The organism is Chryseobacterium sp. 22532, from assembly GCF_052044665.1.
In the GTDB taxonomy this organism is placed as follows: Bacteria; Bacteroidota; Bacteroidia; order Flavobacteriales; family Weeksellaceae; genus Chryseobacterium; species Chryseobacterium lathyri.
The window spans coordinates 284,368-301,489 of the sequence record NZ_JBQENJ010000006.1 but is presented as its reverse complement, the minus strand read 5'-3'; the positions used below and the strand labels follow the sequence as shown (position 1 = coordinate 301,489).

Genomic DNA, 17,122 nt, shown 5'->3' with positions numbered 1-17,122 from the left:
GTATTATTTTTTAGAATTATTTTTTGTTATTATATCAAAAATATCATTAACTAAGGTCTCGTAGTCTCCTTTTTTGAGCTGTTCCTTGGTTTTGGCAAAAGCTTTTTTCAGTTCACTTTCGGGGTTTTCATCATCAACGATCTCTGCCGAAGCTACACCTTTTAGTTGTAGAACTGCATTTTGAAGTGCTGCAAGGTCTGCATTGTCTTCTGTATTGATTTTTAAATATTTCATTTTATTGTTTCTTAAAGGTAAAATTATTGGCTCCTTGTGAGAAGTCCATAGTTCCTTTCTCAGCATTGAACTTCATTTTAATGCCTGCCATTTCAAACTTAAATTCGCTTTCAGAGACTGCTTCCAGTGGAAATGCGCCCTGTCCTGTAGCCTGCCCCATCAGCTTTCCTTCTTGCTGAAATATTTTTATATCCAATGGAAAGCCTTCTGTCTTGTAAAGCCCTTCATATTTTTTCAGAATTTCAGCTGCTACAGAAACTTCTTTAAAATTAGGCATTTTAAAATCTTTTCCAATAGCTGTCTGGATCATTTTGATCGAAATATCATTATTATCGTAATCTGATTGATTGGTGATGGCACTCACTGCTACTTTCAGCTCAGGAAAATAATACAGTACTGATCGGAACTGATCAATTCCCCCGTTATGTCCATACCCCGAATATTTTTCAAAAGGTACCTGTGCAATTCCATAGCCATAGCCGTCGATAAAATTTTTCATCCGGGAAAGGCTGGTTTTATTGATGAGCTTTCCGTTTTCCAGAGCCATGATAAACTTCAGAAGTTCTGTAGGGGTAGAAATGATATTTCCTGCACCAACAGGAATGCTCATATCTGTTTCCTGCCACGGCTGATAACTTCCACCGGAGTATGTATAGGAAAGCGCCTGGTTTGTGGAAGGATCAATCTTTCCGCCCACTTCCGTCAGTGTTAACTTCAGAGGATTTGTAATTTTAGCCTTAAGCAACTGTGCATAAGTTTTTTTATAGACCTTTTCCAGTATAAAGCCCAGCAGAATATAATTTGAATTGCTGTATTCATATTTTGTTCCCGGAGAAAAGTCGCTTTTATATTTTTTGATGATTGACACCAGGGATTGTTCTGTCTGAACTGTTGTATTATAGCTCCAGTACTCCTGTTCATCCGTTAGATTATGAATTCCGCTTCGGTGCTGTAAAAGATTTTCGAGGGTAATTTTATCTGCATTTTCTATTTCCGGATACCAGGTGGAAAGTTTAACATCGAGGGATAGTTTTTTTTCTTCAACAGCCTTCATCACAAGTACTGCGGTAAATGTTTTGGAAATAGAACCTATTCTGTATTGGGTATTGATATTGGCTTTCTGCTGTTTTGCAACATCGGAGAATCCTGTAGTTTTCAGAAAAGTAGGTTGCCCGTTTTCTGCAATAGCAAAACTTCCCATGACTTTATGATGAACAGAAAGTGAATCAAGATAATCCATTAATTTCTGTTTGTTTGCACTTTGAGAAAATGCCATACATGAAATACTTGCTGTCGCCACAAAAAACAGTTTTTTCAGAATCATATTATTAATTTTCCAATCAGTAGTAAAATTAAGGATTCTGTTACAACAGTACATACCGGAAAGTTATTTATAGTCTTCAGAAGAAATCAAGATTTCTCAGTTGTGACATCATCTTATGTTCATCTTTCCACAAACTGTCTTTTTTTGAAATAAAAAAAGTGAAGACCTTGCTTCACTTTTATATTTCATACGATTAATTAAATTGCTACAGGAGCTTTGATTCCCGGATGCGGATCATAATTTTCCAGAGTAAAATCTTCAAAATTAAAACTGAAAATATCTTTTACCTCAGGATTCAGCTTCATAACCGGAAGTGGTCTAGGTTCTCTGGAAAGCTGCTTATTGACCTGTTCAAAATGATTGTTATAAATATGAACATCTCCGAAACTATGAATATAATCTCCTACTTCCAGATCGCAAACCTGAGCCACCATCATCAGCAACAAGGCATAGCTTGCAATATTAAACGGTACTCCAAGAAATACATCAGCGCTTCTCTGATATAACTGCAGTGACAGTTTTCCATCTGCTACATAAAACTGGAACAAAGCGTGACATGGCGCAAGGGCCATATTGGGTATTTCAGCGGCATTCCAAGCGGAAACGATCAGTCTTCTTGAATCGGGATTCTTTTTGATCTGGTCTATTACCTCAGTGATCTGATCTACTATTTTTCCATCGGCTCCCTGCCAGCTTCTCCACTGTGCGCCGTAAACAGGTCCCAGGTCACCGTTTTCATCAGCCCATTCGTCCCAGATGCTCACTCCGTTGTCGTTGAGATATTTGACATTAGTATCGCCATTCAAAAACCAAAGCAATTCATAAATAATAGATTTCAGGTGTACTTTTTTTGTAGTCACCATCGGAAAGCCTTTTGACAGATCGTATCTCAGCTGGTACCCAAAAACACTTCTGGTTCCGGTTCCCGTTCTGTCCGTCTTGTCTGTTCCATTGTCTAAAATATGCCGTAAAAGTTCCAGGTAGTTCTGCATTTTGAGAGTGCTTTTATGGTTCAAATTTAGAAAAATTTAAACGATTTACGGGTATCATGGATCATAAAAAAGCATCCATTCCCATGAATGCTTTGTTTATTAGAGTCTTTGATCTTCAATCAAAAGAAGTAAATTTTATCTTCAAAATTCAAACAGGATAATTCTACCAGATATGCTGAATAGTCTGGACCATGTTATTAATGGCAAAAGTCTCCCCCTCTTTTTTCCCTGACATGGCTTTCACAAGGGGTGATTCTACAGAAACTGTCATCACTTTTTGTTTTTCAGAAGTAATTTCGCCCACAGATACGGCAACATAAAACAAACCTTTATCTGTTTTGACCAAAGCTCCGATCTGAGCTTTATCTGAAGGTTCAACTGATATTTTTTGAATAACAGATTGCTGATTTAAAGATTCATTAAGCTGCCGCTGAAGGTTATTGATTTCCTGCTGAAGCATTTCGCGGCCTGTTTCATATTTGTCGCCCATGGAACTTTTGGTATCATTATTAGAAGCGCGGGTTTCTGCAATCAGGTTTTCAAAAGATTGTATTTTTTCTGTAAGCTTTGCTTTTATGATGTTTAATAATTCCTGTTTGTTCATATCATGAAGTTTCGTGTAAATTTTGGCTAAAACCGGTTGCAAATATGCATAAAATAAGCGGGCTAAAGCCCGCCCCTATTGAATATTTTAGAAGATTAATATTCTTTTAAAAATAAAAGGAATGTAAATATTTCTGATTTTTAATGTTTAATTTCTGATTTATTTTTCAAAAACTGCATAGTCTGAAACTTTGAATGTGAAATCTTTCCCGCTGTCAAAATCTCTTTTGGTCTTGTCAAAAACATTACGGAAAACTCCTGAAAGATTCTGGTCCTCAATGGTAAAGTTTACAGGTTCTTTTGACATGTTCAGGACTACCAACACTTCATCTTTTCCGTTCTTTCTGACGTAAGCCAGAATTTTGTCGTTGGCTGTGGTATTTAAAAGATAGGTAGATACGTTGCTATCTCCGCCTCTTAATGCAGGATTGGAGGCTTTCAGTTCCAGCAAAGTTTTATAAAATTCTGCCATCTGGTAGGTATTGGTCCATTTGATGACATCTTTTTCAAAAAATTCAAGCCTTTTCATATTGGGAAGTTCCTGGCCTGAATATAACAGGGGAATACCATTCCATGTTGCAGAGAATACAGCCATAGGTTTGGTTATTGTTCCATACTTTTCGTATTCTGTTCCGTTCCAGGAATTTTCATCATGGTTGGCTGTAAACCAGGCTCTCATGGAAGCATCTCCGATATTGGAATATTTTTGCAACAAATCTTTAAGTTCCTGAAGAGGCTCATTTTTCTTATAATAGTCTGCAGATTTATGCATCCATTTCCATGAATAGCTTGCATCAAATACTTTTCCGTATTCGGGGCTCTCGATTTCATCAAATTCTCCCAGCCAGAAAAGAGGCTTTATTTTTTCGACTTCCGGGCGTGCCTGCTGCCAAAAATCCACTTCTACCCAAGAGGCAAGATCGCATCTGAAACCGTCAATCCCCGTTTCCTTTACCCAGAATTTCATGGCATCTATCATCGCCAATCTCATTTCCCGGTTTTTGTAATCCAGCTCAATAATATCATCCATTCCTGAAGCAATATGAAATTTTCCATCAGGATCTTTCAGATAGAATTCCGGGTGTGTTTTTGTCCAGACATGATCCCAGCCGGTATGGTTGGCCACCCAATCTATGATAACTTTAAAGCCCAACCGATGGGCCTCGTTCACCATATGTTTGAAATCATTCATGGTTCCAAATTCGGGATTGATGGACGTGTAATCTGAAGCTGCATACTGGCTTCCAAGGCTTCCCTTTTTGTTTTGCTGGGCAATGGGGGTTATGGGCATGAACCACAGGGTTTTGATTCCCATTTTTTTCAGACGTGGCATTTCTTTTTCAAATGCTTTAAATGTGCCTTCCTGTGTATATTGTCTTAGGTTTACTTCGTAAATATTGGTCGTGTGCTTCCATTCCTTCGGCAGATCCATAGTGTTTTGAGTGTTTTGAGTGGCACAGGAAACAATTCCCAGGCCAATTATTGCTAATAGAATTAATTTCTTCATTCATCTATTTTTAGCAAAAGTAAGGAATGTTTTTTTGTTAGAAGCAGAGAACGTGAAGAAGTGAGAAAGGTAAAATGTGAATAGTCAATGGTGAATTTTGCTTCGCAAAGTAATTTAAGTTTGAAAAAGTGAACGATGAATAAGAGGCTGTTTAGATTTTTAAAATCTCGCTTAAAATTCATGATTCACTTGCGAAGTAAAATTCACAATTTACCTGCAATAGCTGACATAAAAAAGCCCCGGACAGAATCCGGGGCCTTATATTGTTCAGATGTTATCTTTCATCATCGTTATCATCATCCTCTTCGAAAACATCGTCATCGTAGTTTTCTTCTTCTTCATCATCGAAACTGTCGTCATCCTCATCTTCAAAATTTGTACTTCCTCCAAAGTCATCCTCGAAACTGAAATCATCATCCATCAATGGCATTGCCGATCTTTTCTTGGATCCTCCGCCTTTGCTTGGTGCCTTTAACGGAACGTTTCCAAATCTGTATACCGTAATAGGATAATTAACTCCTTTTGTTTCTTCGATGATTTCTACAAGCTCACAATACAGTTCCCAAAGATCAAGAAGCCCATACTGGAACTGAGCTTTGTCGCCTACATTTCCAAAAGCTTCATCAATGTACACGTCCGACATAATTTCGCCATCACCATCGTCACTCATATCTTCCAGGGGAACGCTTTTAATTATTGTTCCGTCGTCTTCCAACATATTAAAAGTGGAAAGTTCGTCTCCTTGCAGACTGAACGCACTTTTAATTCCCAAATGTAAGTTCCATAGTGATTGTTTTCCCTTTACTTCAATATCACGGAAAATATCCTCTTTCGCATCTAATATTACGCGGATCTTGTAAACCATATCAGTTTCTTAAATTACTTTTTTGCCTTAATTATTATGATAAATCTCTGTTGCAAATATATAATAAATGACATGTGACAAAAAAATATTTCAGGATTTTTTAAAATATTTTTTTTTCTTACATTTTACCAGAATTATTTGCTTTTTTCAAGCATAAAACTGAATTTAGTGCCTTCAAGATAGACACTTTCTACGGTAATATTTTCGTTATGGGCTTCCAGAATATGCTTTACAATAGCCAGCCCAAGGCCGGAACCACCTTCTCTCCTACTTCTGCTGGTTTCGACACGGTAAAATCTTTCAAAGATTCTCGGAAGAGCTTCAGCTTTAATTCCCATTCCGTTGTCGATCACCTCAATCAGTACCTTATTTTTAAGAACACTGGTTTTTACGGCTACTTTTGCTTCCTGCCTGTTGGCATAATGAATGGCATTGGAAATCAGGTTAATGAAAACCTGTGAAATTTTCTGCTTATCGGCATCTACAAAAATCTGTGGATGAAGGGTCTGGATCTGCAGGGTAGCATTATGTTTTTCTGCTTCAAATTCAAGAAGCTCAAAAATTTCTTTGATCAGAAGGTTAACATCAAATCTTGATACCGTAATACTGATTTCTCCTGCCTCAAGGCGGTTGATCATATCCAGGTCTGTAACGATTGCGATCAGCCTTTCTACGGATTTATCTATCCTTTCCAGATATTTGTCGCGGATGGTAAGATTGTCAACACCTCCGTCTCTTAGGGTCTCTACATATCCCTGAATGGAAAACAGCGGTGTTTTAAGCTCATGGGAAACATTTCCGATATATTCTTTACGGTAGCTTTCCATTTCCTTCATCATATCGATTTCCGTTATCTGCTGCTGGTTAAGATCGGAAAACCTCTCACCCAGTTCTTTAATGGTAATATTCTCGTTATTGTCATGAACAATTTCCTGCGGAAGCATTTGTGAAAGACCGCGAACCTGCTTTTTCCCGTAATAGTTGAAAAGAAGCTCGAGGACCACATAATTGATCATAAAAATGAGGATGAGGCAGGTAAAAAGACCAATCTTAAAAAAAGGCGTCTGATAATAGATATCCTTCAGTGAATCAAAGATGATCACTAAAAGAAACATCACCAGTGTCAGAAGACACGAGGCGACGAGTGTAAGTCTGTAAAATTTCAATTTTACAAGTTTTTATAGGTTTATGTAAAGGTAGGAATTTAAAGTATTAAACGATAAGCTTATACCCGATTCCTTTTAATGTCTGGATGGTATTAATTCCCAGTTTTTCTCTCAGTCTTCTGATGTGTACGTCAATTGTTCTTTCTCCTACGATTACATCATTGCCCCATACTTTTTCCAGAATTTCTTCTCTCTTGAATACTTTTTCAGTATTTGAAGCAAGAAGATAAAGCAAATCAAACTCTTTTTTAGGAAGAAGGAACTGCTGTCCGCTTTTGGAAACTCTGAAATTGTCTTTGTCGATCACTAAATCACCAATTTCAATCAGTTTAGCATTATCAGAAACCTGAGAAGTCAGCTTCAATAAAGCATTCACTTTAGAAATCAGAATTTTCGGCTTGATCAGCTTTACGATGTAGTCATTGGCTCCGGCCTGAAATCCTGCCAACTGAGAGAATTCTTCGCTTCTTGCAGAAAGAAAGACAATAAGTGTTTTCTGCAGCTCTTTTACTTTACGGAGTTCCTGGCAGGTTTCGATACCATCTTTTTCGGGCATCATAACATCTAACAGAATAAGATCGGGGATGATCTCTTTGGCTTTATCTATTCCCTCGTTTCCGTTTGTGGCTGTATAGATATCATAGCCTTCTTTTTCCAGGTTGTAAGACAGAATCTCTAAAATATCCAGTTCGTCGTCTATTAAGAGTATTTTCTTTTGGTTCATTTTCAATTTTTACAGAGTCAAAGTTAATAAATTTTAAAGCACAGATGAACAAATCTATTATCGTTCATATAAAGTTAACAATAACCCGCTTTTATTAATGTTTAGTTAAAAAAAAATTAAAACAACCTAAACCATTTACCCCACTAATCTTTTATTCCTTTGCACCGAAAGAATCTAGTAATAAAGTAGGTAAAATAATGAAAATTAATAAACTTAGCATTGCAGTCATATTTTTATCCGGATCCATGTTTTACGCTCAGGAAACAAAGCAGGACACGATCATTAAGGAGAAAAAAATTGATGGCGTAGTAATCCAGGGAAGCAGCAACAAGAAAACTGAAACTGCTGTATTAGGAGAACAAAAAAAAGCGGTTATTCAAAAGCAGGCTGTAAGTGCTGAAGAGATTTCCAGAAAAGGGATCTCCAACGTGGAACAGGGACTTACGAAAGTAACGGGAATCACTACAGTAGAAGGAAGAGGTCTTTTCGTTAGGGGTCTTGAGGAACGATACAATTATTTATTGATCAACGGTCTTGGATCACCTTCCAACAACCCATTCCAAAAGATTATTGCCCTGAAGCAGTTCCCAACAGATGTGGTAGGAAAATTAAATATTTACAAAACCTTCAACTCCAACCTTTACGGAGATTTTGCAGGAGCAACTTTTGATATTGAAACACTAACGATTGACAAGCCTTTTACGAAGGTAGAATTCAGTGTAGGGGTAAATACTTTAAGTACATTCAGAAATAACTTCAAAGTAGCTGAAGGTGCAGACGGAATGAACGGGTATTTGGGATTGAACTCCAGAGACAGAAGGCTTCCTGACGAAATCAGAAATGCAAGACCGGATAACTATAAATTTACGCCTGATCAGGCTTTAAATTCATTCAAAGATTCATGGAATGTGGACAACGTAAAATCAATGCCAAATACAAGCATTGGATTTACAACCGCCCAAAAAGTGAAAATGGGTGAGACTGGAAATTTAGGAATTTTATTCTCTTTAAACCAGGGAAGCAAATTTGAATATAAGGATGGTGATAATAACCAGTTCAAAGGACAGGGAAAAGGTTCATTCATCGAAAACATGAACTTTCTTAATCGTAAACAATATAATTACGAGATAGAATCTTCGGTTTTACTAGGTTTAGGATATAAAAATAAAGGGACCAATGTTAATCTAAACGCTATTTACTTACAGAATGTCAATAATATCATAGAAGACAATTATGGTTATAAAGACGGACAGGTTCTTAACAAAACCACTTTCTTTAGAACTAATCAATTAGATGTTTCAAGATTTTTAGATTTACAGTTAACTGCTTCTCAGAAAATAAATGAAAGACATCAGATCAAAGCCGGAGCCAGTTATGTAATCAATAATTATCAGCAGCCGGACAGAAAAATTATAGAGGGTAACCGTATTGATCCTACTACAGGAGCAACTCTTTCTGACGGAAATATCGCCATGCGTTATGGAGGAAATAACATTATCCGTCAGTATTTAGATGTAGATTCCAGGTTCTATGGTTCAGCTTTTGCGGAATATCAATTGTCTTTAGGAGAAAAAGGAGACAGAAAAGATTTTCCTATTCAGATTGCATTAGGGTATAACGGGTTCTCTGACTTCAGAAAAACTTCTTACCGATTTATCTTCGGGCGTACAGCTAATTCTTCAGCTCCTTTTGTGATTAATATTGATACTCCTCAGGACGTTTTTAATGCTTCTCTTAGAAATGGAGATCTATATTACCAGGAAGGTTCTGACGTTTCACAATTCTACTCAAGCTTCTACCAGATTATCAACGGAGGGTATGCCAACGTTAATTTAAAACCTAATGATTCTTGGGATATCTTATTAGGTGCAAGATATGAGAATGACATGACCCTGATCCGTTATTCTGACCAAAGTGCTGACAATAAAATCAACCTGGATAAAAACAAAGACTTCTTCTTACCTTCATTATCGGTAAAAAAAGCTCTTAACAATAAAAACAATTTAAGGTTCTCTTTCAGTAAGACCGTTACGCGTCCTATCCTTATTGAGACAATGCCTATTACCTATATTAACCCGGACAACGTAAATATTGTTGGTAATCCTGAAATTAAAAACAGTGAAAATTACAACTTCGATTTGAAGTGGGAATATTTTCCAACCAATAAAGAAATGTTTGCTGTAAATCTATTTGCGAAAAGAATTGACAATGCCATTGAGCGTTCGTTGGTAGCTTCAGGAAATGCAACAGGTTCTACCATTACTTTCTTCAATGCAAAAAAAGCAGATTTATTCGGGATAGAATTAGAAGGGATCTTCAGTTTAGGCAGAATATCTGATGCTTTAAGAAGCTTTACTTTAGGAGCTAATGCCACTATTATGCATTCGGACGTAGAAAGAAGCCAGGATCAGTTAAATATGGAAAGACCTGACTGGTTTGATATTACTGGAGAGACATTACGCAAAAGAGGTTTACAGGGAGCTTCTCCTTATACCATCAATGCTGATTTGAAATATGAACTTAAAGACCGTAACAACTTAGCCCATACATTCTCTTTGGTTTACAATGTATCAGGAAGCAAAATCTATGCAACAGGAGGTGCCGGTACCGACAACTACTATGAAAAGCCATTCAACCAGGTTGATTTTGTATACCAGGGACAATTAACGAAAAACTGGAATGTGAAATTTGCCGTACAAAATATTTTAGACAGCAAATATAAAATCTTAATTGGTGACAAAAATTATCTCCCTACTAATTTTGAACAGGGTAATAACACACTTACAAACTACTACAGAGGAACTACCTTCAACCTTACCGTAGGGTATACATTCTAAAAATAATTTAATAAAAAATAAAATAAAGTATAAAAATGAAAAGAAGAGTTTTATCATTATTATCGTTAACAGCCGTGTTAACATTAGCCTTAAATTCATGTACTATCGAGGTAAATGATGGCCTAGGAGACGGTACTACAGTTACTACTCCGGGAACTACTGAAAGTGTATTAAGCGGAAGCGGAACATTATCAGGGACTATTTCAAAAGATATCCTTATTAAAAAAGGAAACTATACATTAGACGGAATTGTAAAAATTACGAATAACGCTACAATTACTATTGAGGCAGGAGCTACTTTCAATGTAGTAACTTCCAAAACAAGCGGTTTGGTAATTCTTCAGGACGGAAAGATCAATGCTGTAGGTACAGCTGCTGAACCAATTGTATTCACAACTTCTACTAAAACTCCTGGTGACTGGGGTGGTATCACGATTTACGGAAGAGCTCCTATCAAAGCTGTAAACGGAAATACTCAGGCTCTTTCTGAGGACGGAAACAATGTTTACTACGGAGGAACTGATGCCAATTCAAACTCAGGAACTATGAAGTTTGTAAGAGTGGAATATGCCGGTAAAAAAATTGGTGATGGTACTTCTGAAACCAACTCTATGACGTTCTACGCTGTAGGAGCAGGTACTACTTTGGAGAACCTTGTAACGTATAAAGGAACAGATGACGGTTATGAATTCTTTGGAGGTACTGTAAGTGCCAAGAATATCGTTTCTTATGGAAACTATGATGATTCTTTTGACTGGCAGGATGCATGGAGCGGGCAGAACAACACCAACTGGTATGCTTTCCAGACAGGTACCGGTAACTTCGGAATGGAGATTGAAGCTTCTGGTAATGCTGACAATGTAGCACCAAAAATATCAAACATCACCCTGATCAGAGATGCGAATACGCTTCCGGAAACAGCCAACTCTCCTGAAATTACTGCTATCCAGTTTAAAAAGCAGGGAACAGGAATCTTCTCAAACGTTTATATCAGCGGGTATAAAAATGTTGGAACTCAGAAAGCGTACAGCGTACTGATCCAAGATGCGGCTACAGAAACAAGCCAAGTAAACACAGGGAAAGTGGTGGTTGCACCTCTTACTTACTTAAACTCTGACAATGCTGGGGTTTGGGGATATGCATTCACTCCAAACGGTGGAAAAACTTTCACGAACACCGCTACTGTTACAAAAGTATCTCTAACTCCTGGAGCTTGGGCTACTGTAGACGGAGTAAACCTTTTAGCAGGATTACAATAATAAGTAACTAGTTTCTTCATATCAAATCTAAGGGCCATCAGAATTCTTTCTGGTGGCTTTTGATTGTTCAAATAAATCAAAGAAAAGCCATCAGAAGATCCAATGGCTTTATTACAAAAAACAAGTATATTAAAAAATATATTTCAATTAATGTCTCCAAAATAAGTTCCCGTCATTCATCAGGGCTTCTATTTTGGATATTCTGGAAACAGATTCTGCAGAACATGAAGCATCAGTAAATACAACGGCTGCATCGTCGCCTGGTTTGGGCCATTGCTGTTTTCCTTTTTCATCTAGCGGAAGAATACTTTGAGTAGCAAACTGAAGTGTTCTTGACAATTCAAATTCGGTTTCATATCCGTACAGTTCCGCAATCAGATTCGCTTTCTGAAGCATATTTCCTGATCCGAAGGTACTCCAGTAATCCTGCACATTATCATTTCCGATCACAACCTTCACTCCATACTTTTTCAGCATTGGAATGGGCATTACCGTTCCTCTAAAGGGTACAGAAGAGGCAATTCCCACTTTTCCTTCAGCCAGTCTTTCTGCAATCTTTTCCGTTTCTTTTGGTGAAAGGTGGGCTAAAGCAAAGGCGTGACTTACAAATGTTTTTCCCTGAAGCTGTGGATTTTCAATAGCTTTATCGATAAGATAATTGATGGTCTTCATTCCGGACTCTCCTACTTCATGCAGGTGGATATCAATTCCTTTTTTATGGTCTAAAGCCAGTTGTATTGTGAAATCAATTACTTTTTCAATATTCCCGTCAATACTTAACGGATCAAGCCCCCCGATAAAACCTACACTTTTCAGCTGTGCCGCTTCTTTCATCAAAGGAAGCGTATCTGTATAATACAGGCCATGCTGCGGGAAAGCAACAAGTTCAGCTTTAAAAGAATCTTTTTTATGTTCTAATGCTTTTTCCAGATTCTCAAGTGAGTGCAAACCAGAAGTAGGATCAATATTAAAATGGGCTCTTGCAAAATGAGTCCCGTAATGCTGAAGCAGGCTGATCAGCTGCTCTGCTCTCTCCACAGAAGTTTTTAAAAGTTCAGGGATAATTTCCTGCTCATAGGCAATCATATCCTTCACTGTTCTCCGTTTCGGTGAAAGTGCCTGCCACGGAAGTCCGTACAATGTCTTGTCCAGATGAATATGCATATCTCTGAAGGCAGGAAGCATCAGAAAACCTTTACCATCCAAAGCATCAGAAGCCGGATCATTCGGTTTTACGGATTTGATCTTTCCGTCTTCTATTTCAATACTGAAAAGACCGGTTTTCGTCCTGATTACTTCTTCATCATCATATTCAAATCCCGTTTCGAGACGGACATTTTTGAGTGAATAGGTTCCTTTTGCGGCCAATTGATAGGGAAACTGCATGACTTATCTTTTTTAACAGGACAAAGCTACGACCACCCCGTTGCAAAACCGGTGTATCAATTATGCTTTGTGTTGTACAGATTATTATTTGAACTGTGACGGAGTCATTCCCGTCTGTGCTTTGAAAAATTTGGAAAAACTGGCATGATCATAAAAGCCAAGATCGTACAAAATATCTTTTACAGACATTTCCGATACTTTTAAAAGGCGTTTTGCTTCCAGCAGGATCCTGTCCTGAATGAGGGATGAAGCAGAAGCATTCAGATTTTTTTTGCAGACAATATTTAAATAATTGGCTGAAATATTAAGCTTTTCCGCGTAAAAAGAAACCGATCTTTCCGTTCTGAAATGTTCATCAATAAGATGTAGAAACTTGGAAATAATAGGATTGGAATAATACATTTCAAAATCTTTAAAAGTCCCCTCCACCGATTTACTAACCAACAGCCCGATGAGCTCGCTCCGTTTCTGAATGACTTCCCAAAAAATATTCTTCTCATTTACTTCTTTCCGGATAGCCTGAAATTCATACAGAAAAGTCTGAAAGGCTTCTTTGGAAAGATTAATGACCGGATGATTCTGGTAATACGAAGCAGAAAACCTCAGCGAAGGCAGAAAACTTTCAAACCAGTCTCTGCTGATCATCAGTTGATAGCCCACCGTTTCCTTTTCAATCACCCATTGATGTACCTGATCCGGAAAAACAAGATGGATCTGGCAATTTTCTACTTCATATTCTGTGAAATCAATGGTATGAGTCCCTTTTCCATGCTCAAAAAGATTAATGATAAAAAAATCATGCTTGTGAGGTTCATCAATAGAACGTTCCCCGTGCAGTTCATTGAACAGCAGATGACAGCCCTGAAGCTGATTTTCGCTGAACTCCTGAATTCCCAGGATTGGAAAATGATCGGTATGATGCCCCACGTACTCTGATTTTCTCTTAAAATTAGTAAAATTTATGCGAGAAATCTGAATAGATGGAGATATTTTCATTTTTAAACAGATATGATTGCTTTTAACCATAAAAAGCGACTGTATGGATTTTCAATATTTTTAATTTCCTACAGAGCAGAATAATTTTTAAAACATTAAGATAAATGAAGTAAATAAGGAAAGTTAAGCTCTACTTAGTATTCTTAAAAACGGAATGAATCTTCATGGTTTTATTATTTTCGTAGAAGAAAAGATCATTTTAATAAACTGTATTTCCCTGATGAACTAAAGATTTCACCTCTGAAATTCTTGAAACCGCTTCTGCCGAACAGCTTGCATTTATCAGGACAAAATCCGCCTGATCTCCGGCTTTTGGCCATTGCTGAATTCCTTTATCATCCAGCGGGAGGACATTCGCTGTTGCCAGTTTCAGGCTTCTTGATAATAAAAACTCCGTAGAATATCCGTACAGCTGAGCCATCAGATTGGCTTTCTGAAGTACACTTCCGGTCCCGAAAGTATTCCAGTGGTCCACAATACTGTCATTACCTGTCAGGACGGTTACATTATGTTTGTACAGAGTAGGAATCGGCATTACAAGACTCCCAAAAGGGATGGTGGAAACAATTCCGATTTGGGCCCCACCCAGTTTTTCTGCTGTTTCTTCCTGTTTTACTTTGTCCAATTTTGCTAAAACAAAACAGTGACTCAGATAGGTTTTTCCTTTCAGGGAAGGATTCTCATTGACTTTTTTAATAAGGTACTCTACCGTATTCAACCCGGACTCACCAGATTCATGAAGGTGGATATCAATTCCTTTTTTATGATCTAAAGCCAACTGAACGGTAAAATCAATTGTTTTTTCAATAGCTCCATCAATCGTAAACGGATCTACTCCACCGATAAAATCAATATCCATCCGGGCCGCTTCTTTAAGATAAGGCACCGAATCCGTATAAAAGACACCATGCTGAGGAAAAGCAACCAGTTCGGCTCCAAAACCTTTCTTTTTATTTTCCAAAGCCTTTTGAAGGTTCTTTAATGAGTCCAGTTTTGAAGTAGGCTCAATATTGACATGACTTCTCGCAAAAGATGTTCCCTTTGACTGCAACAGTTCAATCATCTTTTCTGCTTTGAACGTTGAGTTTTTCAGCATTTCGGGAAGCATTTTCTGCTCGAGCGCGATCATTCCTTTTACACCGCCCGTTCTTTTTCTGACCGCCTGCCATTTATTGCCGTAAAACGTTTTATCCAGATGAATATGCATATCCTTAAACGCAGGAAGCATCAGCATTTCTTTGGCATCAACAGCTTTTGCATTCGGCTGGTTCGGAGCTATATTTTTGATTTTTCCGTTTTCGATTTCAATATAAAACAGATCGGTTTTAGTAGAAACAACCTCTCCTTCTTCATACTCAAAACCGGTTTCCAGACGGACATTTTTAAGGCTTAATTTTCCTTTTCCTGAAACATTCTGATCATCAAAAAATGGTGATGCTGCCATAATATTAGGTATTAAAGTAAGCCCGGCTGCGGCCAGCGCTGAATTTTTTATAAAATCTTTACGGGATATCGAATTGTCAGAGATCTTCATTCCAAACTATTTATACAAAAGTAGAAAGAACGCGAATGATCAAGGTGTATGGTTTATTACAATATCTGTATGATTTATTGGATGGCTTAATTTCTTTTGTCTTGAAACAAAAGAAACAAAAATTCAAGACTGGAATTCTCGGCTAAAAATGAATTCTATTCTCTAAAAATTCTAAAACTCGTGCGGTTACTATCTATGTTTAGAATCAAGATTTGTCCCGCACTCAAACAGTAGATTTTTTTTAACGTTCATAGAAATCATTTTCTTAACGCCTCCACTTCCTATGTCGTTTCTAAATACTTAATACTTTTCTGGTGGATATAAAAAAGACCGGATCTAAAAACCCAGTCTTTTTATAATTTATTTTTTAACCCTTAAGAAGAATATTCAAATTTTCTTACGGCTTCCAGTGTCATGTCAATTTCTTTATCCTTGATGGCATCACTGATAAAATATGTTTCATACCCACTTGGTGGAAGATATATTCCGTTCTTCAGCATCTGGTGAAAGAAATTATTGAACAGAGAATGGTTGGAAGCCTCTGCCTCATCAAAATTGGAAACCCTGTTCGTATGGAAAAACACAGACATCATGGATCCTTTTCTGTTAATTTTGTGAGGAATTCCTTTTTCATTTAAAATTTTCCCGATTCCGAAATCCAATGTTTCTGCAGTTTTATTGATTCTGCTAAAAAATTCCGGATCATTTTTGATAAGCTGTAAAGTTTTCAGTCCGGCTCTCATTGCCAGTGGATTTCCACTTAAGGTTCCGGCCTGATAAACACCTCCTTTCGGGGCCAGATGATCCATAATTTCGTTTCTTCCTGCAAAAGCTCCTACCGGAAGGCCTCCACCAATTACTTTTCCGTAAGTAACCAGGTCGGCTTTTACATTGTACAGCTCCTGTGCTCCTCCGAAAGCCAGCCTGAAACCGGTCATCACTTCATCAAAAATCAATAAAGCTCCGTTTTCATCACAGATCCTTCTCAAGTTCTGAAGGAAATTATTTTCAGGAAGCACACAGCCCATGTTTCCGGCAACCGGCTCAATGATAACGGCAGCAATTTGACCCTGGTTGTGACGGAACAAATCTTCTACCTGCTCAAAATCGTTATAACGGGCCAGAAGAGTATCTTTAGCCGTTCCTTCCGTTACTCCCGGAGAATTGGGGTTTCCGAAAGTAGCGGCACCGCTTCCTGCCTTGATCAGAAATGAATCTGAATGGCCATGATAGCAACCTTCAAATTTAACGATCTTATCTCTTTTTGTAAAACCTCTTGCCAGTCTTACGGCACTCATACAGGCTTCTGTACCTGAAGATACCATTCTGATCTGGTCGATATTAGGAACGTTTTCTACGATGAATTTGGCAATTTCTGTTTCCAGCTCTGTAGGTGCTCCGAACGAAAAGCCTTTTTCGGCCTGTATTTTCAGTTCTTCAAGCACTTCAGGATGGGTGTGTCCCAAAATAGCAGGACCCCATGAATTGATGTAGTCGATGTATGTATTATCATCTGCATCGGTAAGGTAGGCCCCTTTTGCAGATTTCATAAATACAGGAACACCTCCTACTGATTTGAATGCACGTACCGGAGAATTTACACCTCCCGGAATGTATTGGTATGCTTCATCGAATAAAGCTGAACTTCTTTGGTATTTCATATTTTAGTTGAACGTTGATGGTTTATAATCGACA

The 17,122-nt window shown here is 37.7% G+C and carries 14 protein-coding genes; 2 read left to right on the top strand and 12 right to left on the bottom strand.

Features of this window, described 5'->3' with window-relative positions:
• Positions 1 to 3 precede the first annotated feature (3 nt).
• The 8 genes from ACTJIV_RS17635 to ACTJIV_RS17600 all read right to left on the bottom strand — a co-directional run bounded on the left by ACTJIV_RS17635 (position 4) and on the right by ACTJIV_RS17600 (position 7,415).
• Entirely contained in the window at positions 4 to 234 is a 231-nt protein-coding gene (locus ACTJIV_RS17635) for a hypothetical protein (RefSeq protein WP_111956852.1), read from the bottom strand.
• 1 nt (position 235) lies between these two features.
• Positions 236 to 1,558 (bottom strand): serine hydrolase domain-containing protein, encoded by a 1,323-nt coding sequence (locus ACTJIV_RS17630; RefSeq protein WP_440628982.1) that lies wholly within the window; start codon positions 1,556 to 1,558, stop codon positions 236 to 238.
• A gap of 197 nt (positions 1,559 to 1,755) precedes the next feature.
• Positions 1,756 to 2,550 (bottom strand): thymidylate synthase, encoded by a 795-nt coding sequence (locus ACTJIV_RS17625; RefSeq protein WP_440628980.1) that lies wholly within the window; start codon positions 2,548 to 2,550, stop codon positions 1,756 to 1,758.
• A 163-nt stretch (positions 2,551 to 2,713) separates the two neighbouring features.
• Complete coding sequence (locus ACTJIV_RS17620) at positions 2,714 to 3,154, bottom strand: hypothetical protein (RefSeq protein WP_223559923.1); 441 nt, start codon at positions 3,152 to 3,154, stop codon at positions 2,714 to 2,716.
• 159 nt (positions 3,155 to 3,313) lie between these two features.
• Entirely contained in the window at positions 3,314 to 4,660 is a 1,347-nt protein-coding gene (locus ACTJIV_RS17615) for an alpha-amylase family glycosyl hydrolase (RefSeq protein WP_440628978.1), read from the bottom strand.
• Positions 4,661 to 4,934: 274 nt separating this feature from the next.
• Positions 4,935 to 5,525, bottom strand: a complete 591-nt coding sequence (locus ACTJIV_RS17610; protein ID WP_111956848.1) for an IS1096 element passenger TnpR family protein — start codon at positions 5,523 to 5,525, stop codon at positions 4,935 to 4,937.
• Positions 5,526 to 5,659: 134 nt separating this feature from the next.
• Positions 5,660 to 6,691 carry a sensor histidine kinase gene (locus ACTJIV_RS17605; protein WP_111956847.1) on the bottom strand — a complete coding sequence of 344 codons (1,032 nt, stop codon included), beginning with the start codon at positions 6,689 to 6,691 and terminating at the stop codon, positions 5,660 to 5,662.
• Between the two features lie 46 nt (positions 6,692 to 6,737).
• Positions 6,738 to 7,415: a response regulator transcription factor gene (locus tag ACTJIV_RS17600; RefSeq protein WP_111956846.1), complete on the bottom strand. Its 678-nt coding sequence runs from the start codon at positions 7,413 to 7,415 to the stop codon at positions 6,738 to 6,740.
• Between the two features lie 197 nt (positions 7,416 to 7,612).
• Here ACTJIV_RS17600 and ACTJIV_RS17595 point away from each other — a divergent pair, with 197 nt between their 5' ends.
• The gene (locus tag ACTJIV_RS17595; RefSeq protein WP_440628975.1) at positions 7,613 to 10,252 is read left to right on the top strand and encodes a TonB-dependent receptor plug domain-containing protein; all 2,640 of its coding nucleotides are present in this window, start codon (positions 7,613 to 7,615) and stop codon (positions 10,250 to 10,252) included.
• Between the two features lie 35 nt (positions 10,253 to 10,287).
• Positions 10,288 to 11,511: a hypothetical protein gene (locus ACTJIV_RS17590; RefSeq protein WP_336378754.1), complete on the top strand. Its 1,224-nt coding sequence runs from the start codon at positions 10,288 to 10,290 to the stop codon at positions 11,509 to 11,511.
• A gap of 147 nt (positions 11,512 to 11,658) precedes the next feature.
• Here ACTJIV_RS17590 and ACTJIV_RS17585 read toward each other — a convergent pair whose 3' ends face one another.
• The 4 genes from ACTJIV_RS17585 to hemL all read right to left on the bottom strand — a co-directional run bounded on the left by ACTJIV_RS17585 (position 11,659) and on the right by hemL (position 17,088).
• Positions 11,659 to 12,897, bottom strand: coding sequence for an amidohydrolase (locus tag ACTJIV_RS17585; protein ID WP_440628973.1), 1,239 nt, complete (start codon positions 12,895 to 12,897; stop codon positions 11,659 to 11,661).
• An 84-nt stretch (positions 12,898 to 12,981) separates the two neighbouring features.
• Positions 12,982 to 13,824: an AraC family transcriptional regulator gene (locus tag ACTJIV_RS17580; RefSeq protein ID WP_440628971.1), complete on the bottom strand. Its 843-nt coding sequence runs from the start codon at positions 13,822 to 13,824 to the stop codon at positions 12,982 to 12,984.
• Between the two features lie 268 nt (positions 13,825 to 14,092).
• Entirely contained in the window at positions 14,093 to 15,427 is a 1,335-nt protein-coding gene (locus ACTJIV_RS17575) for an amidohydrolase (RefSeq protein ID WP_440628970.1), read from the bottom strand.
• A gap of 374 nt (positions 15,428 to 15,801) precedes the next feature.
• On the bottom strand, positions 15,802 to 17,088 hold the full coding sequence (hemL, locus tag ACTJIV_RS17570) for a glutamate-1-semialdehyde 2,1-aminomutase (RefSeq protein ID WP_111956835.1): 1,287 nt from the start codon (positions 17,086 to 17,088) through the stop codon (positions 15,802 to 15,804).
• Positions 17,089 to 17,122 lie beyond the last annotated feature (34 nt).